Origin of the sequence: Cupriavidus sp. H18C2 (genome assembly GCF_049393795.1) — a bacterium.
In the GTDB taxonomy this organism is placed as follows: domain Bacteria; phylum Pseudomonadota; class Gammaproteobacteria; order Burkholderiales; family Burkholderiaceae; genus Cupriavidus; species Cupriavidus pauculus_C.
The window spans coordinates 1,463,214-1,486,295 of sequence record NZ_CP186011.1; the positions used below are offsets into that span (position 1 = coordinate 1,463,214).

A 23,082-nucleotide genomic window follows, 5' to 3' on the forward strand; every position below is an offset into this window, starting at 1 on the left:
AATATTCGTTGCCGTGGTCAGGGTATCCGTTGCTTGCTCAGGTCATCAGCGCCACGATCACCGTGCCCCACAGCGCCAGCAGGACGTTTCCGACGGCATAGGCGACGCCGTAGCCCAGCGTGGGCACCGCGCTCTTTGCGGCTTCCTGTACGGCAGCCAGCGCCGGCGTCGCCGTGGAAGCGCCCGCGCATACGCCGAGCAGGATGCCCGGATGCATCTTCATGAGCTTGTGTCCGACGAAGACGCCCGTCAGCATCGGGATGCTCACCGTCAGCACGCCGGCCAGCAGCAGCGAGAGGCCGCTGGACTGAAGCCCCTTGACGAAGTCGGGGCCGGCGTTCAGGCCCACGATTGCCACGAAGCCGGTCAGGCCAATCGATTCGAACACCCACAGCGTCGGCCCGGGAATACGCCCGAACAGCCGCGGCTGTACCGACCGGAGCCAGCCACACACCAGCCCGCCCAGCAGCACCCCGACGCTGAGCGACAGCCCGATCTCGATGCCACCCACGACCAGTGCCGGCACGCCCACGAGCGCGCCGGCGACGATGCCCAGCGATACCAGCACCATATCGGTCGCATTGGTGGCCCGATCGGCGACGCCAATCTTGTCGACCGCGCCTTCCACGCTTCTCGCGCTGCCCACCAGCGAGACGACATCGCCACGGTTGAGGACGGTTTCCGGTGACACCATTACCGGCGTGCCGGCGCGCGACACACGCGCCACGAACACCCCGCGCGCGCTTTCTTCCTTGGCCAGATCGCCCAGCCGGCGGCCGTCGACGGCCTTGGATGTGATGATGACGTCCAGCAGTTCCACTTCCACGTCCAGCAACTCACGATCATCGATCTCGTGCAGGCCGGAATGCGGGCCGTCCATCCGCTCGACCAACAAGGTGCGACGGCCTGAGACACTGAGCGCGTCGCCCGCGCGCAGGACGATGTCCGGCGCGATGCGCATCATCGCGCCACTGCGGCGAAGACGTTCCACGCAGATGCGCTGGCCACCGATATCCACCTCCAGCTGGGCCACGGTCATGCCCGCCAGCGGCGAACCTGCGTCGATCTGGTAGGCGCGGAACTCGATCTCCCGCCGGCTCGGGATGGCATGTGCGGTGTTGCCCTCCATCCGGCTTTCAAGCTCGCGGCACGCCGCTGGCAGGTCCACGCGAAGCAGCCGGGGGGCAAGTTGGGCGAGGATCCACGCCGCGCCGACCACACCCACCAGATAGGTGACGGCGAACGCGACGGGAATCTGGTTCGTCAACACCTGTCGATCGGCTTCGGACAGGGCCAGCCGCGAGATGGCGTCACCGGCCGTACCGATGGTGGCGGACTCCGTCAACGCGCCAGCCACCACGCCCGCAGCGGTGCCGGCCTGGTAGCCAAACAGCTTGCTGACGATGAACGCGACCACGAGCCCCGTTGTGGCGACGATGCCCGCCAGCAGCGCCTGCTGCAGGCCGTCGCTACGCAATCCGCGAAAGAACTGCGGGCCCGTGCGGAATCCGATGGAAAACAGGAAAAGCAGGAAGAAGCACTGCTTCACTTCGCCGGAGATCTTGAGCCCGAGTTGCCCGACCAGCACGCCGGCAAGAAGCGTCCCGGTGACCGCGCCCAGCGTAAAGCTGCCGATTTTCAGCTTGCCCAGCGCGTATCCCAGCCCCAGCACCAGGAAGAAAGTGACTTCTGGATGCGGACGAAGCAGGTGCTGGAACCAGTCGAAGGCGGCGCTCATGGTGGACTCCGTGGTACGGCCCGCCATCTCCCTTTTTTGATTCGCGCCGTCCCGGGGTATTGACCGGGCAATCTCCCGACGGCCCGGCGCATCGGCGGACTATCGAGCGAAATACTTTCAGCTACTTCGCAGCGGCGGAAGTGAAAGATTCTGCAAAGGATGATTATTTGTTTCGAGAAGAACGCATAAATATGACGAAAACAGCACCTCTTCACCATGAACGCCGCGACGCGTCATCCCGCCGGTGCGATGGCCCGGAACTGCGCGCACAGCCGGAACACGTCTTCCGACAGCGCCGTCTGCTTCGCCTTGGCATAGCGGGTGGCGAGTTTCATCAGTTCCTTGATGTCGCGTCCGCTTGCTGTCGGGTAGGCCGCGGTCAACGCCTCCACCAGTTCGTCATCGAGGGTCGCGCCGAACTGGTCGGCTTGCAGACGCCACAGGCGCGATGCATCCGCCCGGTCGGGCGTCTCGTACTGGATGGTGGCGATGCACCGCGACAGGATGGCGTCATCGACGTCACCGGTACGGTTGGTGGTCATGAACAGCAGGCCGCTGAAATACTCCAGCGTGCGCAGGAATTCCGCAACGATGGCGTTGTGCTCCAGGTCGTTGTCGCGGCGGCGGATGTAGACGTCGGCCTCGTCGAGCAACAGCACGGCATTCCAGCGCATGGCGCGGCGCAGTATCTCCATCAGGCTGGCGCCGACCGAGGCGGCGGTCGTGCCGAGCTGTCCGGAATGCACGCGGTAGAGCGGCCGGCCGACGACTTCCGCGTACACCTCGGCCGTCAATGTCTTGCCAAGGCCGGGCGCGCCCTGGCAGAGGATGGTCGTGCCGCCCGATTTGCCAGGCACCACGTCCTGCACCAGGACGTCCAGGTGCGAGGTCAGGATGTCGATCAGGTCGCGGTGGTGGTCCGGCAGCACGAGCTTGTCGCGCAGCCCGGGCTGGTACTGGTATTCGGTCAGGTGCTGCACATGCACCCAGATGTTGCGGTGCCATTCCAGGTGGAACAGATGCACGTAGCCGTGCAGCGGCATCCGTTCAAATCCGGTGGCCACCCCGGCCTTGCGCCAGAATTCGGCGTCGCATGTCACTTCGAAGCGGCGCTCCAGCCGTTCCTCGTCATTGATGCAGCGGGCCGCCACGCCATCGCCCAGCCGTGCCAGCGAAACGGTGCCCTTGCCTTCCACGGTGAAGGCGGGTCCCGTGGCGATGTACTGGGCGCCGAAGCTGCGCTGGTAGCGCAGAAAAAGCTGCGCGTGCCGGTCGTACTCCTGCCGGAATTCCGCGCACTCCTTGAAAAACCCGAAATCGGCGAGCAGCTGCGGAATCGTGCGGTCCACGATCTCGTCGCGCGTGACGATGATCGACGTCGTCATGCCCCCTCTGCGCCGCGTGGGGTCGGTCAGCTCCGAGTTGGCGGACAGCATGGTATTCGCCAGCAGGTCGATGGCCACGTAGGCCATGCCCTGCTCGGGCTCCACATGGCGGATGCGATAGACCAGCCACGGCAGCAGTACGCCATCGCGGCTGCGCTGGTACAGCCAGCCGTCGATGACATCGCGCGACAGGTACGCCACCAGCCCCGCCACCAAGCGCTCCAGGCCGGGAATGGTCCGCGCCTGCGGAGCGTTGTAGACGTTGTCGAGCGCCAGCATCTGGAACGTGAGCTGCCGTTCGTTCTTCGCCTTGCTCAGCGTGTAGAGCATGTTGAGCGACTGTGCGTCGAACAGCCGCGCCGACACCGACATGCTGCCGTGACAGAGACCGTGCTCCTTGAGCTGCCGTGCCAGCGGAGACTCGGCCTCGACCATGGCAAGCAGCGGGTGGATCAGAGACTGCGGAATCTCGATATTCATGGATTGCACTCCGTTGGCGGCAGATCCTGGGGCTGGCGACGGCGCGCTACGCCAGGAAGAAGCGGATGGCCTCGGTCACGATCGGGGGATGGATCAGGTGCGTGCCGTGAAATTCGACATACTCGACGTCGTATCCGGCAGCCTTCAGCTTGGCGGCATTGGTCCGGCCGCTGGTCTGGATGGGCAGTTGCTCGTCAACCAGCCCATGCGCGATAAACACCTTCGGCGAGCCTTCCTGCAGGAAGACGGACATGAACCCGCCTGAGAAAGCGATGACGTGGCTGGCAATGTCGCCGTTGGTGATGCCGATGGACAGCGCGTAGCTCGCCCCATCCGAAAAGCCGGCGAACGCCAGCCGTTCCGGGCGAATGCGGTAGCGGGCCGAGACGGCGTCCAGCCCCCTGTGCAACTTCTGCAGGTCGGGGCCGTTGCCGCCGATGACGATGTCCCACGTGGGATAGGTCGAATGCGGCGCCAGCACCAGAAAGCCATGCGCATCCGCGTGCGGCTCGACAAAGGGCAAAACCTTCTCGGGAAAGCCGCCGGCACCGTGAAACATGACCAGCAGCGGCACGGGGCCAGGGCCAAGCTCCGGCGGCACGTAGAGCACCGCATCGCGCTCGTCGGCCAGTCCAAGCCGGTGGCGCCCCGGCGGCAACGGGGCCTCTGACGGCTCGCTGTGGGTGAAAGTTATCCGGCCCAGCAGAGAAGGATCGAGCATGGCGGCGGCAGGTGCAGATTGGTGATATGTAATATATCACCAATCTTGTGCACGGAGCGGGACAACCTCCGCGGCGTGAAAGATGTCAGCGCGAGCCGCGTGCCACCGCCAGCAAGACGCCAAAACCGACCAGAAGCCCGCCAAAGGCGCGGTCGATCCACTGACGCACAGCCAGCAGCCCGGTCAGACACTTCCCCACCCAGCGCCTGGGCGCGCCACGTCCGTTACAGGAACCTGAACAGGTTCATCTGCTGGATCTGCATGAACGATTGCTGCGCGCCCTGCAGCGCGGTCTGGCGCTGGTAGTACTCAGTGATCGCGGCGGCGTAGTCCAGCTCGGTCAGGTTCGACAGCGTCTGTGCGCTGCTGAGGTCGCGGTTATCGCCGATGGTGTCCAGCGCGTCGACTTCGTTCATGCGCGAGCCCACCGACGAACGCACGGTCAGCACGTTGTCCAGCGAGTTGTCGTTCTGGCGCAGGCCAGTGGCGATGGCGTTCTGCAGGTTGGCGGCCGCCACGTCGGGCGACGTGCCCGAGCTGATCGGCTGGCGCAGTGCGCTGATCACGTTCTTCAGGTTGGCGAACATGTCGGCGCCCGCCTGCTGGGCCGGCTGGACCGTGAACTTGTCGGTGTCGGCCGGCACGCCCTTGACCGAGAACGACACGCCGCCCACGCTGATCGAGCCGTTTTCGACGTAGTCCACCGGTGCAGCGGTCGTGCCGGTCGTGGTGTCGGTCACCACGTACTGCTTCTTGCCGGTGCCGGCGTCGGTCTGGAACGCGACGCTGAACGAGTGGCCGTAGGCGGGATCGGTCGGGTTGGTCACCGAGATCGCGCTGAACACGCCGGTGCCGGCGTTGGTGCCGGTGCCCTTGATCACGTAGCCGGCATTGGCGGTCACCGACTGGAAGATCTCGGCGCCGTGGTTGCCTGCTTCCATCTGGCGCGCGACGTCCACCTGCAGCAGTTGGTGGCCGGTGTCGCCCTGGTAGGTCAGGTTGCCCGCGGCATCGGCCGCGAACGGTGCCGAGCCCGACTTCAGGCCGCCGAACAGGAAGTTGCCGTTGCCGTCGTCGGCGTTGGCCAGGCCCACGAGCTGGTCGTACTGGCCCTGCAGCGCCGTGGCCAGCGACGCGCGGTCGTTGTCGCTCAGCGTGCCGTTGCCGGCGTTCACCAGCAGGGTCTTGATGTTCTGCAGCGTGGTGGTGACCGACTGGAGCGTGTTTTCCTCCAGCCCCAGCGACATGTTGGCCTGCTTGCGCGACGCCGTGTACTGGCCGTTCACGGCCATCGACTGCGACACGCCGAGCGCGCGCGTGGCGGCAACGGGGTCGTCCGACGGCGTCAGCACGCGGCGGCCGGTGGCCAACTGCTGCTGCACGTGCAGCAGGCTGGACTGCTGGCTGTTCATCGACGACAGGCCCTGGTGATACAGGGTGGAGGTGGCGACGCGCATGGCGTGATTCCTTCTTGTCCGGAGGTTGTATCGGGGGTGTGCGCGATCAGGCGATGCTGACCAGCGTGTCGAAGATGGTGCTGGCGGCCTGGATCACCTTGGCGTTGGCCTGGTAAAGCTGCTGGAACTTCAGCAGGTTGACCGTTTCCTCGTCCATGTTCACGCCCGACACCGACTGCTGGGACGTGTAGATCTGGTTCGTGATGCTGTCCTGCGACGCCGACGCGATCGTCGTGGACTTGGCCTTGCTGCCCACGTCGTTGACCAGCTGGGCGTAGGCGTCGTTGAAGCTCGACGTGCCGTTGATGGTCTTGGCCGTCTGCAGCTTGGCCAGCTTGAGCATGTTGCCGTTGTCCGACACCGCGCCCGTGTTGTTCGACAGCGTGAACGTGTCGCCATTCTTCGGCGTGCCGTTCAGGCTGAACGTCATGTTGTTGATCGTGATGTCGGTGCCCGACGCGGTGGCCGTCACCGTCGGTGCCGGCACCAGCGGCGCATTGGTCACCGAGTCGACGATCGTGTAGGCGCCGCCCGTGAACGTCACCTTGACCGGATTGGTCATCAGCGTGAAGCCGGGCGCGACGTTGGTCAGCGATGCCTTGACCGTGCCGGTGTTCTGCGTGCTGGCGTCGGCGCGCGCCGGCGATGCGGCGGCGATCTTGGCCGGGTCCGTGATCAGCGTGCCAAAGCCGGCCGCGGCATTGCGCGTGGGCTGGATCTCGAACGATTCGTTGGCGTTCATCGCGCGGTCGAGCGTCAGCGAGAAGCCTTCGGGCGTGTTGATCGTCAGCGGATAGGTGCCCGGGGCAGCGGTGTTCGACACCACCACGTTGTCGGACTTGCGCACCAGCGAATAGCTGCCGCCGGCGAACTTCAGCGTGTAATCGCTGGTCGTCAGGTTGCCGGTGTTGGTGATCGTGGCCGTGAGCTGCGCGCCCGACGTGTTCTTGTCGTTCGAGAACACGGTCGGCTTGCCCAGCGTGAACATGTCGGTGCCGATGGCGCCGTTCAGGTCGATGCCCAGCTTGTGCTGGTTGTTGAACGTCTGGCCGATGGCCAGCGACAGGCGGCCAATGGCGTTCTGCGCCGTGTCCAGCGATTCGCTGCGGAAACGCAGCAGCCCGCCAATGGAGCCGCCCGTGACCGCGCCTTCCTCGGCCTCGATCGTCGTGCCGTTCGGCAGCGTGTAGGCGATGGTCTGGCGGCTCGGGTCCACCGACGACGGCACCGTCTTGATGTCGTACGAATCGGTGCCCATCACCAGCGGCTGGCCGTTGCCGACGAACACGTTGTACGTGCCGCCGTCCTGCACCACCACCTTGGCGCCGACCAGTTCGGTCAGCTTGGCCACGGCCTGGTCGCGCTGGTCCAGCAGGTCGTTCGGCGCGTGGCCGCCCGACGCGGCGGTCATGCGCGAGATTTCCTTGTTCAGGTTGGCGATCTGCTTCGAGTAGTCATTGACCTGCGTCACCGACGACTGGAGCTGGGTGTTGATGCCGTCCTGCAGCTGCTTGAAGTAGTCGCTGGACGACTTGATCTGCCCGGCCAGCGCCTGGGCCGACGAGATCAGGCCCTGGCGGGTCGCCGGATCGGCCGGGGTATCGGACACGGCCTGCACGGCCGCGAAGAACTTCTGCATCAGCGGCGCCAGGCCACCTTTCTCGTCCGCCAGCAGGTTGTCGATCTGGCCGATCTGTTCCGCGTACGTCGACAGCTCGAAGCTGGCCGACGTGGCGCCGCGAAGCTGCCCGGTCAGGAAGCCGTCGTACACGCGCTGCACGGTGATGGTGTTCGAACCCTGGCCGTAGAAGCCGGCACCGGTGGCCTGGCCGCCGGCCGACGCAATGATCGTGTTCTGGCGGGTATAGCCGACGGTGGCCGCGTTGCTGAAGTTGTGGCCGACCGTGGTGAGCCCGTTCTGGGCGACGTTCAGGCCCGACAGACCGATATTAAACAGAGACATGTTCGTCTGACTCCGGATCGAATGGCTAGCCAGCGGCACGCTGCCGACGGCGGTGGATGTGTTGGTTATCGGCGCAAATGCGGCGCGACTTTAGCGTCGCAATGGTGTCGAAGGTGTCGGTGTTGTTAGTGCTCACTCTTTGGTTTGCGGCGCGTACAAGCGGGGACGGCGCGACCGATGAAGGTAGCGCCGGGAGTGCTTGGTTGCGTGTTTGCTCCCCTCTCCCGCGAAGTGGGAGAGGGGGCTGGGGTGAGGGCAGGCGGCTCAAGCGCGATGTCGCACTTGCGAAGCGCTGGCCCTCACCCCCGACCCCTCTCCCGCATGCGGGAGAGGGGAGCAAAACCGAAGACAACCGTTACGTCGAAACCTTCTTCATGATCCGCACCAGCTTTTCGCCGTACGCCGGATCGGTGGCATACCCGGCCCGCTGCAGGCCGTGGGCCGCTTCCTCGGCGTTGGCGGCGCTGACCACGCCGGCGTAGCGCGGGTTGTTGCTGATCAGCCTGGCGTAGTCGTTGCACGCTTCCTCGTACGACCCGTAGGCGCGGAATTTTGCGCGCACCTTCTGCGGCTGGCCGTCGACGTATTCGGTCGTCAGGATCTCGGTGGTCGGGCCCTTCCAGTTGGCGCCGGCCTTGATGCCGAACACGTTGAAGCTGCTGGTGCCATCGGCATTGCGGATCTCGCGGCGGCCCCAGCCCGATTCCAGCGCGGCCTGGCCGACGATCAGCTTGGCCGGCACGCCGGAGGCGCGCGACGCCGCCATGGCCGGCTCGGCCAGGCGGTTGACGAAGTTGCTGATGTGTTCGGGCGAATCGTCCGGCAACTGGCCCAGTTGCGTCTGGCCGTTGCCCTGCCAGTCGGCCTGGTTCTGGTACTGGCGCAGGCCGGCGGTGGGATTCCATGCCGCGCCGGGCAGCGTGGTGCCCACGGGCGGCGGGCCGTCGGCGTCGGTGGCGCCGCGGCTGTCCAGCAGCTGGGCCAGCTGGGCGTCGCGCGCGCTGGCGCCGGTGATGCCGCCCGCGCCGCCCATCGTCGGCGGCAGTTGCGTGCCGGTGGCACGCGCAAGCTGGCGGATCATCACGTCGGCAAGCCCGATGCCGCGCGACGACAACTGCTGCGACAACTGCTGGTCCATCATCGACATGTAGAGCTTGGTCTGCTCGTTGTCGAACAGGCCATCGGACGGCGTGGCGTCGCGCATGCTCTTGAGCACCATCTGCGTGAACACCGCCTCGAACTGCTTGGCGGCGGCCTGCAGCGTGTTCGAATTGTTGCCCGCGCGGGCCTGGCTCTTGAGCGCCTCGAACCCCTGCGTATCCAGGGCGAAGCGCTGCGAGACGTCAGCCTGCGCGCCCAGCGTGTTGCCCGCCGCCATCAGATGATCTCCAGTTCGGCGCGCAGCGCGCCAGCGGCCCGCATGGCTTCCAGGATGGTCTGCAGGTCGGCCGGCGTGGCGCCCAGCGCGTTCAGGCCCTTGACCACGGCCGCCAGCGACGCGCCCGCCTTGACGATCTGCAGCGACCCACCGTCGCGCTTCAGGTCGATCTGCGACACCGGCGCCACCACGGTCTGGCCCTGGCTGAACGGCGCCGGCTGGCTGATCACCGGCTGGGTGTTGATGACCACCGACAGGTTGCCGTGCGCAATGGCGCAGTCTTCCACCGTCACCGCCTGGTTCATCACGATGGAACCGGTGCGGGCGTTCAGGATGACCTTGGCCGCGGCGCGCGCCGGCGTGACGTCAAGGTTCTCGATGCGGGCCATGAAGCCCACGCGCGCGGCCGGGGTCTGCGGCGTGCGCACCTGCACCACGCGGCCGTCCATGGCGGCGGCGGTGCCGGGGCCAAGGTTGCGGTTGATCGCGTCGACCACGCGTTCGGCGGTGCCGAAGTCGGTGTCCTTGAGTTCGAGGTTCATGAAGCCGCCGTCCGGCTGGAACGACGGCACGGCACGTTCGACGATCGCGCCATTGGCGATGCGCCCGACGGCCAGCTGGTTGATCTGGACCTTGCTGCCGTTGGCCGACGCCCCGGCGCCGCCCACCAGCATGTTGCCCTGCGCGATGGCGTACACGTTGCCGTCGGCGCCCTTGAGCGGCGTCATCAGCAGCGTGCCGCCGCGCAGGCTCTTGGCGTTACCCATCGACGACACCACCACGTCGAGCTGGCTGCCCGGCTGGGCGTAGGCCGGCAGCGTGGCGGTGACCATCACGGCCGCCACGTTCTTGAGCTGCATGTTCTTGCCGGCCGGCAGCGTGATGCCAAGCTGCGACAGCATGTTGCTCAAGCTCTGCGTGGTGAACGGCGTCTGCATCGTCTGGTCGCCGGTGTTGTCCAGCCCCACGACCAGGCCGTAGCCAACCAGCGGGTTGTCGCGCACGCCCTGGAACGTGGCCAGGTTCTTCAGGCGCTCCGCGTGCGCGGCGCCCGCGCCCAGCAGCAGCAGCAGCAGGACCAGGCAGAGCACACGCAGCACGCTGGCAGAAGAGACCGCGCGGCCTGAGCGGGAATGTCGGCCGGGCGGGGTGCCAAAAAACGAGCCTGGCTTGTGGAGAGGCATCGGAGGCAGAAACATGGCGGGATCAGAACGGTAAGACATTGAGGAAGAAGCGCTGCAGCCAGCCCATGTTCTGCGCCTCGTCGATGTACCCCTTGGCGGTGTACTCGATGCGCGCATCCGCCACCTGCGTGGACGGCACTGCGTTGTCGCCGGTAATCGTGCGGGGATTGACCACCCCCGAGAAGCGGATGAATTCCGCGCCCTGGTTGATGGCCATCTGCTTCTCTCCGGACACCACGAGGTTGCCGTTGGGCAGCACTTCGAGCACCGTGACCGTGATCGTGCCGTTGAAGGTGTTGGCGGCGCTGGCGCCCCCGCCGGCCTTCAGCGAATTGGATCCGTTGGCGTCGGCGTTCTGGCTCGTGCCGAACAGGCCGCCCAGGGCACGCGGCACCGCGTTGAACGCCAGCGTGGTGCTGCCGGTGCGGTTGGCGTTGGTGGCGGAATTCTTGCTGGCGTTGACGTTCTCGCTGATCACGATCGTGAGGATGTCGCCAACGTTACGCGGCCGCCGATCCTCGAACAGCGGGTTGCCCGCGTACGAGGATGCGTAGATGGAACCCGTGGCAGGGCCCATCGCGCGCGGCTCGGCGCGTGCGGTGGTGGGCATCTGCACCAGCGGCTCCTTGGGCATCATCGCGCAGCCGCCACTGGCCAGCGCGGCCAGGCCGACGATGGCGTACGTGACGATTGCACCGATGCGATACTGCGTGGCGGCCATGATCATTCCCGTTCTTAACCCATTTGGCTCAGGCGCTGGAGCATCTGGTCCGACGTCTGCACCGCCTTGCTGTTGATCTCGTACGCGCGCTGCGTCTGGATCATGCTGACCAGTTCCTCCACCACGTTGACGTTGGACGCCTCGACGTAGTTGTTCTGCAGCGTGCCCGCGCCGTTCAGGCCTGGCACCGTGGTGTTCGGCGCGCCCGAGGCGTCGGTCTGCACGTACAGGTTCTCGCCCAGGCTTTCCAGGCCGGCCGGGTTCGGGAACGTGGCAAGCTGGATCTGGCCCACGGTGGCCGCGTTGGTCGAGCCCGGCTGCATCACCGTCACCGTGCCGTCACGGGCAACGTTCACCGACGTGTAGTTGGCCGGCAGCGTGATGGCCGGGTTCAGCACGAAGCCGCTGGACGTCACCAGCTGGCCGTTCGGGTCTACCTGGAACGAGCCGTCGCGCGTGTACGACGTGGTGCCGTCGGGCATCGTCACCTGGAAGAAGCCCTGGCCGATGATGGCCACGTCGCGCGAGTTGCCGGTCTGCGTGGGGTTGCCCTGCGTGTGGATCCGTTCCGTGGCCACGGGGCGCACGCCGGTACCAAGCTGCATGCCCGACGGCAGCACGGTCTGGTCCGACGACAGCGCGCCGGGCTGGCGGATCGTCTGGTACATCAGTTCCTCGAACACCGCGCGGCTGCGCTTGAAGCCCGTGGTCGACACGTTGGCCAGGTTGTTCGAAATCACGTCCATCTGCGTCTGCTGCGCATCGAGGCCGGTCTTGGCGATCCAGAGGGAGCGAATCATGGAGTTGTCCTGGTTCGGAAGTTCGTTGTGCGTGCGATCGGTACCGCGCGCGTCATCAGTTGTTCGACAGCAGCGCGTTGGCCCGCTGGTCGTTGGAGTCCGCGCCCGAGATCATCTTCATCTGCATCTCGAAGCGGCGGGCGTTGGCGATCATGTCCACCATGGCCTCGACCGGGTTGACGTTGCTGCCCTCGATCGCGCCGGAAATCACGCGCACGTTAGGGTCCTGCTGGAGCGCGTCCACGCCGGGGCGCAGCCGGAAGTAGCCGTCGTCGCCACGGGCCAGCCCTTCGGGCGGCGGCGTGACCACGCGCAGCTTGCCCACCTGGGCCAGGCCGTTGGCGGCCTCGCCCGGGCCGCGCGCCACCACGCTGCCGTCCGTGCCGATCGACACGGTGGAGCCCGGCGGCACCGCGATGGGGCCGCCGTCGCCCAGCACCGGACGTCCGGACGACGTCTGGAGCTGGCCGTCGGCCGACACCTGCAGCGCGCCGGCGCGGGTGTAGGCCTCGGAGCCGTCGGGCATCTGCACCGCCAGCCAGCCGTTGCCCTGCAGCGCCACGTCGAGGTCGCGGCCGGTGTAGGTCAGCGGTCCGGCCTTCATGTCGGCGCCGGGCGTGGACGCGAGCGTGAACGCGCGCGTCTGCGTCTCCTGGCCCTGCACCGGCACGGCGCGGTACAGGTTCACCTGCGCCTTGAACGCCGGCGTGGAGGCGTTGGCCAGGTTGTTCGATACTGCGGCCTGCTGGTCGAGTATCTGCTTGGCGCCCGACAGGGCGGTGTAGATCATGCGGTCCATGGCGGAGGCTTCCGGCTAGTCGCGTCGGTCAGATGTTCACCAGGGTCTGCAGGACGGTGTCCTGCGCCTTGATGGTCTGCGCGTTGGCCTGGTAGTTGCGCTGCGCGACGATCAGGTTCACAAGCTGGCCGGACAGGTCGACGTTCGACTCTTCCACGGCGTTGGACTTCAGCGTACCCATCGCGCCGCCGGCCACGCCCAGCAGTTCCTGGCCCGACGCACCGGTGGCGGACCACACGTTGTCGCCTTCGGGCTTCAGGCCCTCGACGTTGCCGAACGACGCCATCGCGATCTGGCCCAGCGACATGGTCTGCTCGTTCGAGTACGAACCCAGGATCGTGCCGTCTTCCTGCACCGAGAAGCCCACCAGCGCGCCCGACGTGTAGCCGTTCTGCACGATCTTCTTCGGGTCGTTGTCGGCGCCGAACTGCGTGGTGCCGGTCAGGTTGAGCTGGGCGGTCAGCGCGGCGGCACCGTTCGATGCCGGCAGCGTGATGTTGGGCATGGCGCCTGCAGCCGGGGCACGCAGCTTGCCATCGGCGTCGAACGACATCGTCACGGTCTGCAGCACGTTGCCGGCGGAATCGGTCACGTTCATCGACCAGTCATTGCCGCCGAACGCGTTGGTCGGGGCCGGGGCAACCGGCGGGCCGGCCACGACCGAGCGGCCGAAGTAGGCGGTCAGCTGCTGCTTGTTGCCCAGCGAGTCGTACACGGTCATGGCCGTGCTGTAGCTGAACATCGTCGAATCGGGCTTGGCGGCCGGCGTGCTGGCGAACGCGCTGGTCGGCACGGCGCTGCGCGAATCGAGCTGGAACTGGGCGTCGATGTTGGTGGTGGCCTTCGGCGGCATCTGCGCGTTGCTGATGGTGATCGGCTGCGGTGCCACGCCACCGGCGGTGGCGCCAGCGGGGTAGCCCGTCACCTGCAGGCCGGTGGCGTTCACCAGGCGGCCGTCGTCCAGGCGGTTGAGCTGGCCGTTGCGCGAGTAGAAGACCTGGCCGTCGGGGTTGGTCAGCCGGAAAAAGCCGTTGCCGTTGCTGATGGCCACGTCCAGGTAGCGGCCCGACGTCGAGATGTTGCCGTTCGTAAACGACTGCACCACGGCGTTCACGCGCGTGCCCAGGCCGATCTTGGAACCGGCGTACACGTCCGCGAACTGCGCGGTGGATTGCTTGAAGCCAACCGTGTTGGCGTTGGCGATGTTGTTACCGATCACGTCCAGGTTGGACGCCGCGGCGTTGAGGCCGCTTACCCCTTGACCAAAACCCATGATGTTTCCCCTAAGTAGGCTGTCGTTCGTGAAATGCCCGCGCGTATGCCCGGACCGGGTGATGCGTTAGTGTTGGATGTATTCGCTGCTGCGGTGCGCGGATCAGGAGATGCGGCGCACGTCGTCGACGTTGGCCTTCTTGCCGTCGCCCAGTTCCACCAGCACGCCGCTGCTGTCGCCGCTGATGGACTGCACCTTGCCGTAGACCAGCGAGATCGGCTTGATGTCCTTGCCGTCGGCCGTGGCGGCCACCTTGAAGCTGTATTCGCCGTCGGGCACCGCGCCGCCCTGGTCGTTCTTGCCGTCCCAGGCGATGTCGTGCACGCCGGCGGTCTGGCCCTTCATGTCGATCGTGCGCACCACGTTGCCGCTCTTGTCCAGCACCTGCACGGTCACGCTGTCGGCCGTCGACGGCACGTCCACGCCGATCTTGCCGGCCACGCCGCCATCCACGGTCACGGCCGATCCCGGCACCATGACGGTCTTGCCGATCAGCGCGGCGGAATCCATCGCGCGGCTGGCAGCGGTCTGCGTCAGCAACTGCGTCATGGTCTCGTTCATGGTCTGCAGGCCGCTCACGGTGCTGATCTGCGCGAGCTGCGAGGTGAGCTGCGCGTTGTCCATCGGGTTGAGCGGATCCTGGTTGTTCATCTGCGTGACCAGCATCGTCAGGAAGTTGCTCTGCAGGTCGGCCGCGTTGGCGCTGCCGCTTTGCAGGGCCTGGTTCACGGCGGCGTTGGAGGTGCTGCTGCCTACGTTCGAAGTTGCCATGGTGGTTCGGTGAATCCGGTAAGAGGTTGCGTTGGGGAGGCTGCCGTCACTGACCGATGGTCAGCGTCTTCAGCATCATGTTCTTGGCGGTGTTGAGCACCTCCACGTTGGCCTGGTACGAACGCGACGCCGAGATCATGTTGACCATCTCTTCCACCGGGTTCACGTTGGGCATCGTCACGTAGCCGTTGGCGTCGGCCAGCGGATGCGTGGGGTTGTGGATCATGCGCGGCGGCGCGGAGTCTTCCATCACCCCGGCCACCTGCACGCCGCCCACGTCGGTCTGGCCGGGCGTGGGCGCCATCTCGAAGATCACCTGCTTGGCGCGGTACGGCTGGCCGTTCGGCGCCACGGCGCTGTCGGCGTTGGCCAGGTTCGACGCCGTGACGTTCATGCGCTGCGACTGCGCGGCCATGGCCGATCCGGCCACGTCGAAAATGTTCATGCTGCCCATGTCTGCCTGCCCCCCGATCAGTTCTGGATCGCGGACAGCATCGTCCGGATCTTGCTGCTCATCACCGTCAGCCCGGCCTCGTAGTGCACCGTGTTGTCGGCAAACGCCACGCGCTCGGTGTCCATCTCGACCGTGTTGCCGTCGACGCTGGACTGCAGCGGAATGCGGTACTGCAGGTCGCGGTCGCTGTTGCTCATGGCGGGCGCCTGGGCCGGCAAGTGGCGGGCGGACGTGGTGGACAGCGACACGCCGTCGCGCTGCTGGTTGCCGCGCTCCACCGACTGGGCCAGCGTGCTGGCGAAATCGAAGTCGCGCGCCTTGTAGCCCGGCGTGTCCGCGTGGGCGATGTTCGAGGCAATCACCGATTGCCGCTGGGTCCGCAGGCTCAGTGCTTCCTGCTGGAAGCGGAACGCCGCATCGAGTCTGTCCATGATGTCTGCCTTTCCTGCAATGGCTTCATTTCGGGGAGAGAGCTGCCGTAGACCTTGGGTATACCTGTCGCACACCGCCGGCCGGGCTTCTTCAGGGTTGCCATCTTAGGGGCCGGGTTGTCACGCCAATCGTGCGAATAGGCAGGAGAAATCCGCGCATTTCCGGTTCGGTCTTCCGCGCGAGGCTGCCTACAATGGGCTCCACTGATTGACCGTCCTTGCTGGGATGCTCTCTATGACTCTCCACCGCCAGGCCGCCGCCTGGCTGGCGCTGGCCGGCATTGCGCTGACCGCGCCCGCCATGGCCGCGCCCGCCCAGGTCTCGCCGGTCGCGCCTCCGGGCGCGGCGCCGGTACAGGCCGCACAGAATCCGTTTGCCAACGACGATCCCGCGCGCGTGGCCGTCGAGCAGTTCCTGCTGCGCCAGTCCATGGGACTGCCCGGCAAGGTCAGCGTGCAGGTGGTGCCGCCGTCCGGCGGCCGCGCGCCCGAATGCGTGAATCCCGAGCCGTTCCTGCCCGCCGGCGCCGCGCCCTATGGCCGCGTCAACGTGGGCGTGCGGTGCGGCGGCGAGCGGCCCTGGACGCGCTACATGCAGGCCCGCGTGGCCGTGCTGACGAACTACTACGTGGCCGCCCGCGCCATGGCGCCGGGCGAGTCCATCACCGCGGCCGACCTGGAGCTGCGCCAGGGCGACCTGGGCCAGTTGCCGCGCGCCGTGGTGACGGATCCGTCGCAGGTGGACGGCTCGGTCGTCGCCAACCGCGTCGCGGCCGGATCGCCGATGCGCACGGACCTGATCAAGCGGCCCATCGCGGTCAAGTCCGGCCAGACCGTCAACGTGACCGTCGAGGGCGAATCGTTCCAGCTCAGCAGCGAAGGCAAGGTGCTGACCGACGCCGCCACCGGCAACCCGGTGCAGGTAAGGCTGCGCAACGGCCAGGTCGTCAGCGGGCTGGTGCGCAGCGGCGACACCGTGGTGCTGCAGTAAATCGCTTCAAAAAGATGTGCGGACGGCACTTTCTGCGTCCGTATGGAAGTCGTGAAAGTTAGTCGTCACACGGGCTGAAATCCCTGCGGGGCAACAGTCAGGGTGGCCGTCACCGCTGCGCGGCAGGCCGTGCGAGAATGCCGGCTGCCCGTTTCGGGAAGTCGACCCGGATCCGCGCGATACGGCCTAAAGTTTCTGGCGCGCCGGTCGATAAACCAGACGAACCCAGCAAGGATTTCACCGTGAAGATCAACAACTCCACTCCGTCCCGGCCCGCCGACGCCACGGCCACCGAAGGCAACGCCCGCCAGGCAGCCAACGGCGCCACGTTGACGGATCCTTCCGCCCTGACCGGCGTGCGCGTCAGCCCGCTGGCTGCCCAGGTTCGCGATATCGGTGCGCGCCTGCTGCAGGACAGCGACGGCGACATCGACGCCGCCAAGGTGGCGGAAGTCCGTCAGGCCATTGCGGAAGGCCGGATCAAGATCGATCCCAGCAAGATCGCCGATGGCCTGCTCGCGTCTCTGCACGAGCTGAGCCAGGGCGGCGCCCAATCCTGAACCTGACATGAGCCAAGCAGCCCTGATCCAGTCCCTTTCGGTAGAAGCCAACGCCATTGCCGCTTTCGGCCGCGCCCTTGCGGAAGAACGCGACGCCATCCGGCGGCAGGATTTCCAGGCGCTGAGCGACCTGCTCAACACGAAGATGGAACTGGCCCAGGCGCTGACACGCGCCAGCGCCACGCGCGAGGCGCAGATGATTGCGCTGGGCCTGCGCGCCGGCGCCGGCGGCCTGCTGGTGGGCCGCCCGGTGGATCCGGCCGTGGCCGAGGCCTGGCGCAAGGTCGTGTTCTTCGCCCACAAGGCCAGGGACGCCAACACGCTCAACGGCGCCATCGTCAACGCCCATCTGGACTTCACCCAGGAAGCCATCCAGGTGCTGCGCCAGGGCGGCATGGTGCCCAACGAAATGTACGGCCGCGACGGCAAGGCCCAGGCCGCTGGCGGCGGCGTGAGCCTGGCGGCCGGCTGAGCGCCCCCCTGCCCGCTGGCGCGCGTGGCGCGTCAGAACCTGCCTACGACAGGCTCGGCGCGCGTCTGATCGCGCGCGGCAAACATCCTCCCTACATTGACATGTAGCCACCCGCCGTTGCCGGCAAGCACGGCGGAGTGACGTCCGGTAGTCAAAAACAATGTCCGGAGGTAACGCCATGTCATTCCTGCTCTATGTGATCGGACTCCTGGTGCTCGTGGGCGGTATCGCCTGGGGGCTTTCCGTCGCCGGCATCTCCCAGGTCTATATCGGCATCGCCTGCGTGATCGTGCTGGGCATCGGCATCATGTCGGCCGTGTCGCGCACGCGCACCAAAGATCCTTCCTGACGGCCGCGGCGCGCAGCAGCCGTGAGCCTCGAACCGACGCCGCCGGGCCTGGCCCGGCCACCGCTTCCGCCAAATGTAAACATTGCGGAACATGGGCCCCGCTCTATACACTCGAAGCGTTCAGATCTCCGCACGGTGATCGCCGCCATGATCGAGGCCCTGCGAAAAACAACCAGCGCGCTGTTCGACCCCGACCGACGATTCCGGCAGGCCCGCATCTTCCACGCCACGCGCGTGGCGCTGGCCCTGCTGGTGTCGATTGCGCTGACCACCGGCATCGACGTCCCGCACGGCGAATGGGCCACCATCACCGTGCTGGTCGTGATCGGCGGGCTGCAGCACCACGGCAACATCCGCCGGCGGGCGGCGGAACGCGGCGCCGGCACCGTGATCGGCGCGCTGATCGGCCTGTTCCTGATCATCCAGGAGACCTACTTCGGCATTCCGATGCTGACGTGGGGGCTGATGGCCGTGATCTGCGGCTACTGCGCGTATCACGCGGTCGGCAAGGGCGGCTATATCGCGCTGCTGGCGGCCGTGACCGTGGTCATCACGGCCGGGCACGGCGAGCAGAACGTCTACGACGCGCTGTGGCGGACCGTGGACGTGCTGATCGGCACCGCCATCGCACTGGTGTTCTCGTTTGCGTTCCCGGCGTATGCATCGTATTCGTGGCGCTTCAAGCTGGCCGCGCTGCTGCGCGGCTGCGCGGCGGTGCACGCCAAGATCGAGCGCGGCGAGCGCGACGAGAAGGCGCGGCAGCAGGACATGATGAAGCTGTCCAACCTGCTGGTGCAGATGCGCAGCCTGATCCCCTCGGTCGCCAAGGAGACCAGCGTGCCCGCCGCCGACCTGGAGGAAGTGCAGCACAGCGCCCGCGTCAGCATCAGCGCGCTGGAAATGCTGGCCGCCATCGATCCCGACGCCAGCGAGGCGGACGGCAACGAGCGCTACATCCGCGACCTGCTGCTGGAGATGGCGGCGGCGCTGGAGGCCGCCGACATCGCGCTGGTACGCCAGCACGCCGCGCTGCCGACACCGCACCCCGACGACCCGACCATCGGCCAAAGCTCCCACGCATTCCTGACCCTGCAACTGTCCGCCGAACTGGCCCACCTGCACGATCACCTGTCGCGGATGGCCGCGCAAACCCGGTTCCCGTACAGCGCGCGGTGACGGGCGCCGGGCCCGGGCCGCAAGCTTTCGAACATGCAACTTCTCGACGCCCGCCTGCGGCAGGTGCTCCAGCACCCGGCCCGCTTCCTGCTCGATGCGCTGGTCCACTTCCGCGCCAACCAGGGCCTGCTGCTGGCCGGCGCGGTGGCGTACTACGCGCTGCTGTCGATCGTGCCGCTGCTGATCCTGATGCTGATCGGGCTGTCCCATATCGCCGACCCCGTGGAGCTGCTGGAAACGCTGGAGCGCTACCTGGAATGGCTGCTGCCCGGGCAGTCCCACGCGCTGGTCACCGAACTGGCGCGCTTTCTGAACAATCGCGGCGTGATTGGCTGGGTGCTGGCCATCACGATGATCTTCTTCAGCTCGCTGGCGTTCACGGTGCTGGAAAACGCGATGTCGGTGATCTTCGTCCATCGCGTGGCCATCCGGCGGCGGCACTTCCTAGTGTCGGCCATCCTGCCGTACTGCTACATCCTTGTGCTCAGTGTCGGCCTGCTGATCGTGACCGTGGTGGCCGGCGGCCTGCAGACCATCGGCGAGCGGCACCTGGAGGTGCTGGGCCACGACTGGTCGCTCGACCGCCTGTCCGGCACGCTGCTCTACCTGCTGGGATTCATCGGCGAGATCCTGCTGCTGACGTCGATCTACCTGGTCATGCCGGTGGGCCGGCTGTCGGTGCGCCATGCGCTGGTCGGCGCGATCTTTGCGGCGGTGCTCTGGGAAATCTCGCGCCATGTGCTGGTCTGGTACTTCTCGACGCTGTCCCAGGTGGGGCGGGTCTATGGCTCGCTGACCACGGCCATCGTGGTGTTGCTGAGCCTGGAGATCGCCGCCACGCTGCTGCTGTTTGGCGCGCAGATCATTGCGGACTTCGAGCGCAGTGCCACGCCCGCCCCGGGCGCGCGCGACGCCGGCGCCTTCCACACCTGACGCCAACGCCTCAAAGTGCGTCTTGGCGCACTTCACATGCCGGGATACCCGAGCAACGCAGTCGAACTCTTCTATAAGACATAAGAATCGTCAATTTTGCATGCGCCAGAATCTATCCTAGATTGATGATTTTGAGCGCCGAAGACAGACATTGACACAACGTTGCGCAAACGGGCGTTGGATGCCGGTGTATGCAGCACACAAATTTCACATGAAGGATGGCCCCTCCGCCATGCAAAATCAGGCAAAATTCGAGTCTTGCCTCGGACCGCGACCCGGGCGGGGCATTTTCCAACCCCGAATTTGATGCGAGATCAGCGATGAGTAACCAGCAGCCCACCATCATCTACACCCTAACCGACGAAGCTCCGCTGCTGGCCACCAGTGCCTTCCTGCCCATCATCCGCACGTTCACCAAGCCCGCCGGCGTGAACGTGGTAACCAGCGACATCTCGGTGGCCGGCCGTATCCTGGGCGAATTCCCCGAATTCCTGACCGAAGAGCAGCGCGTGCCGGACAACCTGGCCGAACTGGGCAAGCTCACGCAGGATCCCGACACCAACATCATCAAGCTGCCGAACATCAGCGCGTCGGTGTTCCAGCTCGTCAGCGCGATCAAGGAACTGCAGTCGAAGGGCTATCGCATCCCCGACTACCCCGAAGATCCCAAGACCGACGAGGAAAAGGCCATCCAGAAGCGCTACTCCAAGTGCCTGGGCAGCGCCGTGAACCCGGTGCTGCGCGAAGGCAACTCGGACCGCCGCGCCCCGGCCGCCGTCAAGAACTACGCCCGCAAGCACCCGCACAGCATGGGCGAGTGGAGCATGGCGTCGCGCACGCACGTGGCCCACATGAAGCACGGCGACTTCTACCACGGCGAAAAGTCGATCACGCTCGAAAAGGGCCGTGAAGTGCGCATGGAGCTGGTGACCAAGAGCGGCAAGACCATCGTGCTCAAGCCGAAGGTGGCCCTGCAGGACGGCGAGATCATCGACAGCATGTTCATGAGCAAGAAGGCCCTGCTGGCCTTCTACGAGGAACAGATGGAAGACGCGCGCAAGACCGGCGTCATGCTGAGCCTGCACGTCAAGGCGACGATGATGAAGGTGTCGCACCCCATCGTGTTCGGCCACGCCGTCAAGGTTTTCTACAAGGACGCCTTCGCCAAGCACCAGAAGCTGTTCGACGAGCTGGGCGTGAACGTCAACAACGGCCTGGTGGACCTGTACACCAAGATCGAGGCGCTGCCCGAGTCGAAGAAGGAAGAAGTCATCCGCGACATGCACGCCTGCCACGAGCATCGCCCGGAACTGGCGATGGTGGACTCGGCCAAGGGCATCTCGAACCTGCACGCGCCGAACGACGTGATCGTCGACGCATCGATGCCGGCCATGATCCGTATCGGCGGCAAGATGTGGGGCGCCGACGGCCGCACCAAGGACACCAAGTGCCTGATCCCGGAATCGACGTTCGCCCGGATCTACCAGGAAATCATCAACTTCTGCAAGACCAACGGCGCGTTCGACCCGGTGACGATGGGCACGGTGCCGAACGTCGGCCTGATGGCGCAGAAGGCCGAGGAATACGGCTCGCACGACAAGACCTTCGAGATTCCCGAGGACGGCGAGGCCCGCATCGTCGACAACGCCACCGGCGAAGTGCTGACGGCGCTGACGCAGCAGGTCGAGCAGGGCGACATCTGGCGCATGTGCCAGGTCAAGGACGCACCGATCCGTGACTGGGTGAAGCTGGCCGTGACGCGCGCCCGCAACTCGGGCATGCCGGCCGTCTTCTGGCTTGACCCGTACCGTCCGCACGAGGCCGAGCTGATCAAGAAGGTGGAAACGTACCTGAAGGATCACGACACCAACGGGCTGGACATCCAGATCATGTCGCAGGTGCGCGCCATGCGCTACACGCTGGAGCGCGTGATCCGCGGCCTGGACACCATCTCGGTCACCGGCAACATCCTGCGCGACTACCTGACCGACCTGTTTCCGATCATGGAACTGGGCACCAGCGCCAAGATGCTGTCGATCGTCCCGCTGATGGCCGGCGGCGGCATGTACGAGACCGGCGCCGGCGGTTCGGCCCCGAAGCACGTGCAGCAACTGGTGGAAGAAAACCACCTGCGCTGGGACTCGCTGGGTGAATTCCTGGCCCTGGCCGTGTCGCTGGAAGAGCTGGGCATCAAGTCGGGCAATGCCCGCGCCAAGATCCTGGCCAAGACGCTGGACGCCGCCACCGGCAAGCTGCTGGACAACGCCAAGAGCCCGTCGCCGAAGACCGGCCAGCTCGACAACCGTGGCAGCCAGTTCTACCTGGCGATGTACTGGGCCCAGGAACTGGCCGCGCAGACCGACGACGCCGAACTGGCCAAGGCGTTTGCTCCGCTGGCCAAGACGCTGACCGAGAACGAGAAGACCATCATCGGCGAACTGGGCGACGTCCAGGGCAAGCCGGCCGACATCGGCGGCTACTACAAGCCGGACGAGGCCAAGCTGTCGGCCGTGATGCGTCCGAGCAAGACGCTGAACGCCGCGCTGGAATCGGTAAAGGCGTAAGCCCGCACCGGCCACGCGCCGCAAGCGAAACGCCCCGGGGCAGCGATGCCCCGGGGCGTTTTTTTTCTTGGCCGAAAGCTGGCGCGTGCGAATGCACCTGCATGGCGTGCGGGACAGGTTGGCGGCTATGATGGCGCGAACCATCACGACCCAAGGAGAACGCCGTGCTTGAGCTGCGCCCCACCTGCGAACACTGCAACGTCGCCCTGCCACCCGCATCCACGCAGGCGCGCATCTGCAGCTTCGAATGCACGTTCTGCGCGAACTGTGTCGATGGCGTGCTCGGCAACGTCTGCCCCAACTGCGGCGGCGGCTTTGCCCCGCGCCCGGTGCGTCCGGCCCGCGACTGGAAGAACGGCAATACCGTGGCCAAGTATCCGCCGTCGGCCACCGTCAAGCACCGCCCGGTCGACGCGGCCGCGCATGCCGCATTCGCGGCGCGGGTAGCCGACGTCCCGCCGGCGGAGCGCTGAGCGCCGGCC

General features: G+C 66.3%; 22 protein-coding genes and 1 pseudogene. 8 read left to right on the forward strand and 15 right to left on the reverse strand.

Going from position 1 to position 23,082, the window contains the following annotated elements; genetic code table 11:
- Positions 1-37 precede the first annotated feature (37 nt).
- The 15 genes and pseudogenes from aspT to flgB all read right to left on the reverse strand — a co-directional run bounded on the left by aspT (position 38) and on the right by flgB (position 15,558).
- Complete coding sequence (gene aspT / locus EPAKOI_RS23135) at positions 38-1,738, reverse strand: aspartate-alanine antiporter (protein ID WP_423193824.1); 1,701 nt, start codon at positions 1,736-1,738, stop codon at positions 38-40.
- Positions 1,739-1,971: 233 nt separating this feature from the next.
- Complete coding sequence (locus EPAKOI_RS23140; protein WP_313838636.1) at positions 1,972-3,603, reverse strand: ATP-binding protein; 1,632 nt, start codon at positions 3,601-3,603, stop codon at positions 1,972-1,974.
- 46 nt (positions 3,604-3,649) lie between these two features.
- Entirely contained in the window at positions 3,650-4,324 is a 675-nt protein-coding gene (locus EPAKOI_RS23145; protein WP_423193825.1) for an alpha/beta hydrolase, read from the reverse strand.
- An 85-nt stretch (positions 4,325-4,409) separates the two neighbouring features.
- Positions 4,410-4,502: pseudogene (locus EPAKOI_RS23150) on the reverse strand (LysE family translocator); the annotation flags it as partial.
- Positions 4,503-4,548: 46 nt separating this feature from the next.
- A complete protein-coding gene (flgL, locus tag EPAKOI_RS23155; protein WP_423193826.1) occupies positions 4,549-5,781 on the reverse strand; it encodes a flagellar hook-associated protein FlgL in 1,233 nt (410 codons plus the stop codon).
- 46 nt (positions 5,782-5,827) lie between these two features.
- Positions 5,828-7,744, reverse strand: coding sequence for a flagellar hook-associated protein FlgK (gene flgK, locus EPAKOI_RS23160; RefSeq protein WP_423193827.1), 1,917 nt, complete (start codon positions 7,742-7,744; stop codon positions 5,828-5,830).
- Positions 7,745-8,099: 355 nt separating this feature from the next.
- Complete coding sequence (flgJ, locus tag EPAKOI_RS23165; protein WP_423193828.1) at positions 8,100-9,122, reverse strand: flagellar assembly peptidoglycan hydrolase FlgJ; 1,023 nt, start codon at positions 9,120-9,122, stop codon at positions 8,100-8,102.
- Positions 9,122-10,321 carry a flagellar basal body P-ring protein FlgI gene (locus EPAKOI_RS23170; protein WP_423193829.1) on the reverse strand — a complete coding sequence of 400 codons (1,200 nt, stop codon included), beginning with the start codon at positions 10,319-10,321 and terminating at the stop codon, positions 9,122-9,124. The genes flgJ and EPAKOI_RS23170 overlap by 1 nt, the downstream gene beginning before the upstream one ends.
- 7 nt (positions 10,322-10,328) lie before the next feature.
- On the reverse strand, positions 10,329-11,033 hold the full coding sequence (gene flgH, locus EPAKOI_RS23175; protein WP_124685991.1) for a flagellar basal body L-ring protein FlgH: 705 nt from the start codon (positions 11,031-11,033) through the stop codon (positions 10,329-10,331).
- A gap of 8 nt (positions 11,034-11,041) precedes the next feature.
- On the reverse strand, positions 11,042-11,827 hold the full coding sequence (gene flgG, locus EPAKOI_RS23180) for a flagellar basal-body rod protein FlgG (protein ID WP_124685990.1): 786 nt from the start codon (positions 11,825-11,827) through the stop codon (positions 11,042-11,044).
- A 55-nt stretch (positions 11,828-11,882) separates the two neighbouring features.
- On the reverse strand, positions 11,883-12,626 hold the full coding sequence (flgF, locus tag EPAKOI_RS23185) for a flagellar basal-body rod protein FlgF (RefSeq protein ID WP_313840140.1): 744 nt from the start codon (positions 12,624-12,626) through the stop codon (positions 11,883-11,885).
- 28 nt (positions 12,627-12,654) lie between these two features.
- Positions 12,655-13,899, reverse strand: a complete 1,245-nt coding sequence (flgE, locus tag EPAKOI_RS23190; protein ID WP_124685988.1) for a flagellar hook protein FlgE — start codon at positions 13,897-13,899, stop codon at positions 12,655-12,657.
- A gap of 102 nt (positions 13,900-14,001) precedes the next feature.
- Complete coding sequence (gene flgD, locus EPAKOI_RS23195; RefSeq protein ID WP_124685987.1) at positions 14,002-14,670, reverse strand: flagellar hook assembly protein FlgD; 669 nt, start codon at positions 14,668-14,670, stop codon at positions 14,002-14,004.
- A gap of 46 nt (positions 14,671-14,716) precedes the next feature.
- Positions 14,717-15,124 carry a flagellar basal body rod protein FlgC gene (gene flgC / locus EPAKOI_RS23200; protein WP_124685986.1) on the reverse strand — a complete coding sequence of 136 codons (408 nt, stop codon included), beginning with the start codon at positions 15,122-15,124 and terminating at the stop codon, positions 14,717-14,719.
- A gap of 17 nt (positions 15,125-15,141) precedes the next feature.
- The gene (gene flgB / locus EPAKOI_RS23205) at positions 15,142-15,558 is read right to left on the reverse strand and encodes a flagellar basal body rod protein FlgB (protein ID WP_124686744.1); all 417 of its coding nucleotides are present in this window, start codon (positions 15,556-15,558) and stop codon (positions 15,142-15,144) included.
- Between the two features lie 232 nt (positions 15,559-15,790).
- Between flgB and flgA the strand changes: the two genes are divergently transcribed.
- The 8 genes from flgA (at position 15,791) to EPAKOI_RS23245 (ending at position 23,073) form a co-directional block, all read left to right on the forward strand.
- A complete protein-coding gene (flgA, locus tag EPAKOI_RS23210; protein ID WP_124685985.1) occupies positions 15,791-16,546 on the forward strand; it encodes a flagellar basal body P-ring formation chaperone FlgA in 756 nt (251 codons plus the stop codon).
- Positions 16,547-16,788: 242 nt separating this feature from the next.
- The gene (gene flgM / locus EPAKOI_RS23215; protein WP_423193830.1) at positions 16,789-17,106 is read left to right on the forward strand and encodes a flagellar biosynthesis anti-sigma factor FlgM; all 318 of its coding nucleotides are present in this window, start codon (positions 16,789-16,791) and stop codon (positions 17,104-17,106) included.
- 7 nt (positions 17,107-17,113) lie between these two features.
- Positions 17,114-17,578, forward strand: a complete 465-nt coding sequence (locus EPAKOI_RS23220; protein WP_124685983.1) for a flagellar protein FlgN — start codon at positions 17,114-17,116, stop codon at positions 17,576-17,578.
- Positions 17,579-17,756: 178 nt separating this feature from the next.
- Positions 17,757-17,927, forward strand: coding sequence for a hypothetical protein (locus EPAKOI_RS23225; RefSeq protein WP_172966160.1), 171 nt, complete (start codon positions 17,757-17,759; stop codon positions 17,925-17,927).
- A gap of 147 nt (positions 17,928-18,074) precedes the next feature.
- A complete protein-coding gene (locus EPAKOI_RS23230) occupies positions 18,075-19,103 on the forward strand; it encodes an FUSC family protein (protein WP_124685982.1) in 1,029 nt (342 codons plus the stop codon).
- A gap of 33 nt (positions 19,104-19,136) precedes the next feature.
- Complete coding sequence (locus EPAKOI_RS23235; protein ID WP_124685981.1) at positions 19,137-20,036, forward strand: YihY/virulence factor BrkB family protein; 900 nt, start codon at positions 19,137-19,139, stop codon at positions 20,034-20,036.
- 320 nt (positions 20,037-20,356) lie between these two features.
- A complete protein-coding gene (locus tag EPAKOI_RS23240; protein ID WP_124685980.1) occupies positions 20,357-22,600 on the forward strand; it encodes an NADP-dependent isocitrate dehydrogenase in 2,244 nt (747 codons plus the stop codon).
- Between the two features lie 164 nt (positions 22,601-22,764).
- The gene (locus EPAKOI_RS23245; protein WP_423193831.1) at positions 22,765-23,073 is read left to right on the forward strand and encodes a DUF1272 domain-containing protein; all 309 of its coding nucleotides are present in this window, start codon (positions 22,765-22,767) and stop codon (positions 23,071-23,073) included.
- The last annotated feature ends 9 nt before the right edge of the window (positions 23,074-23,082 follow it).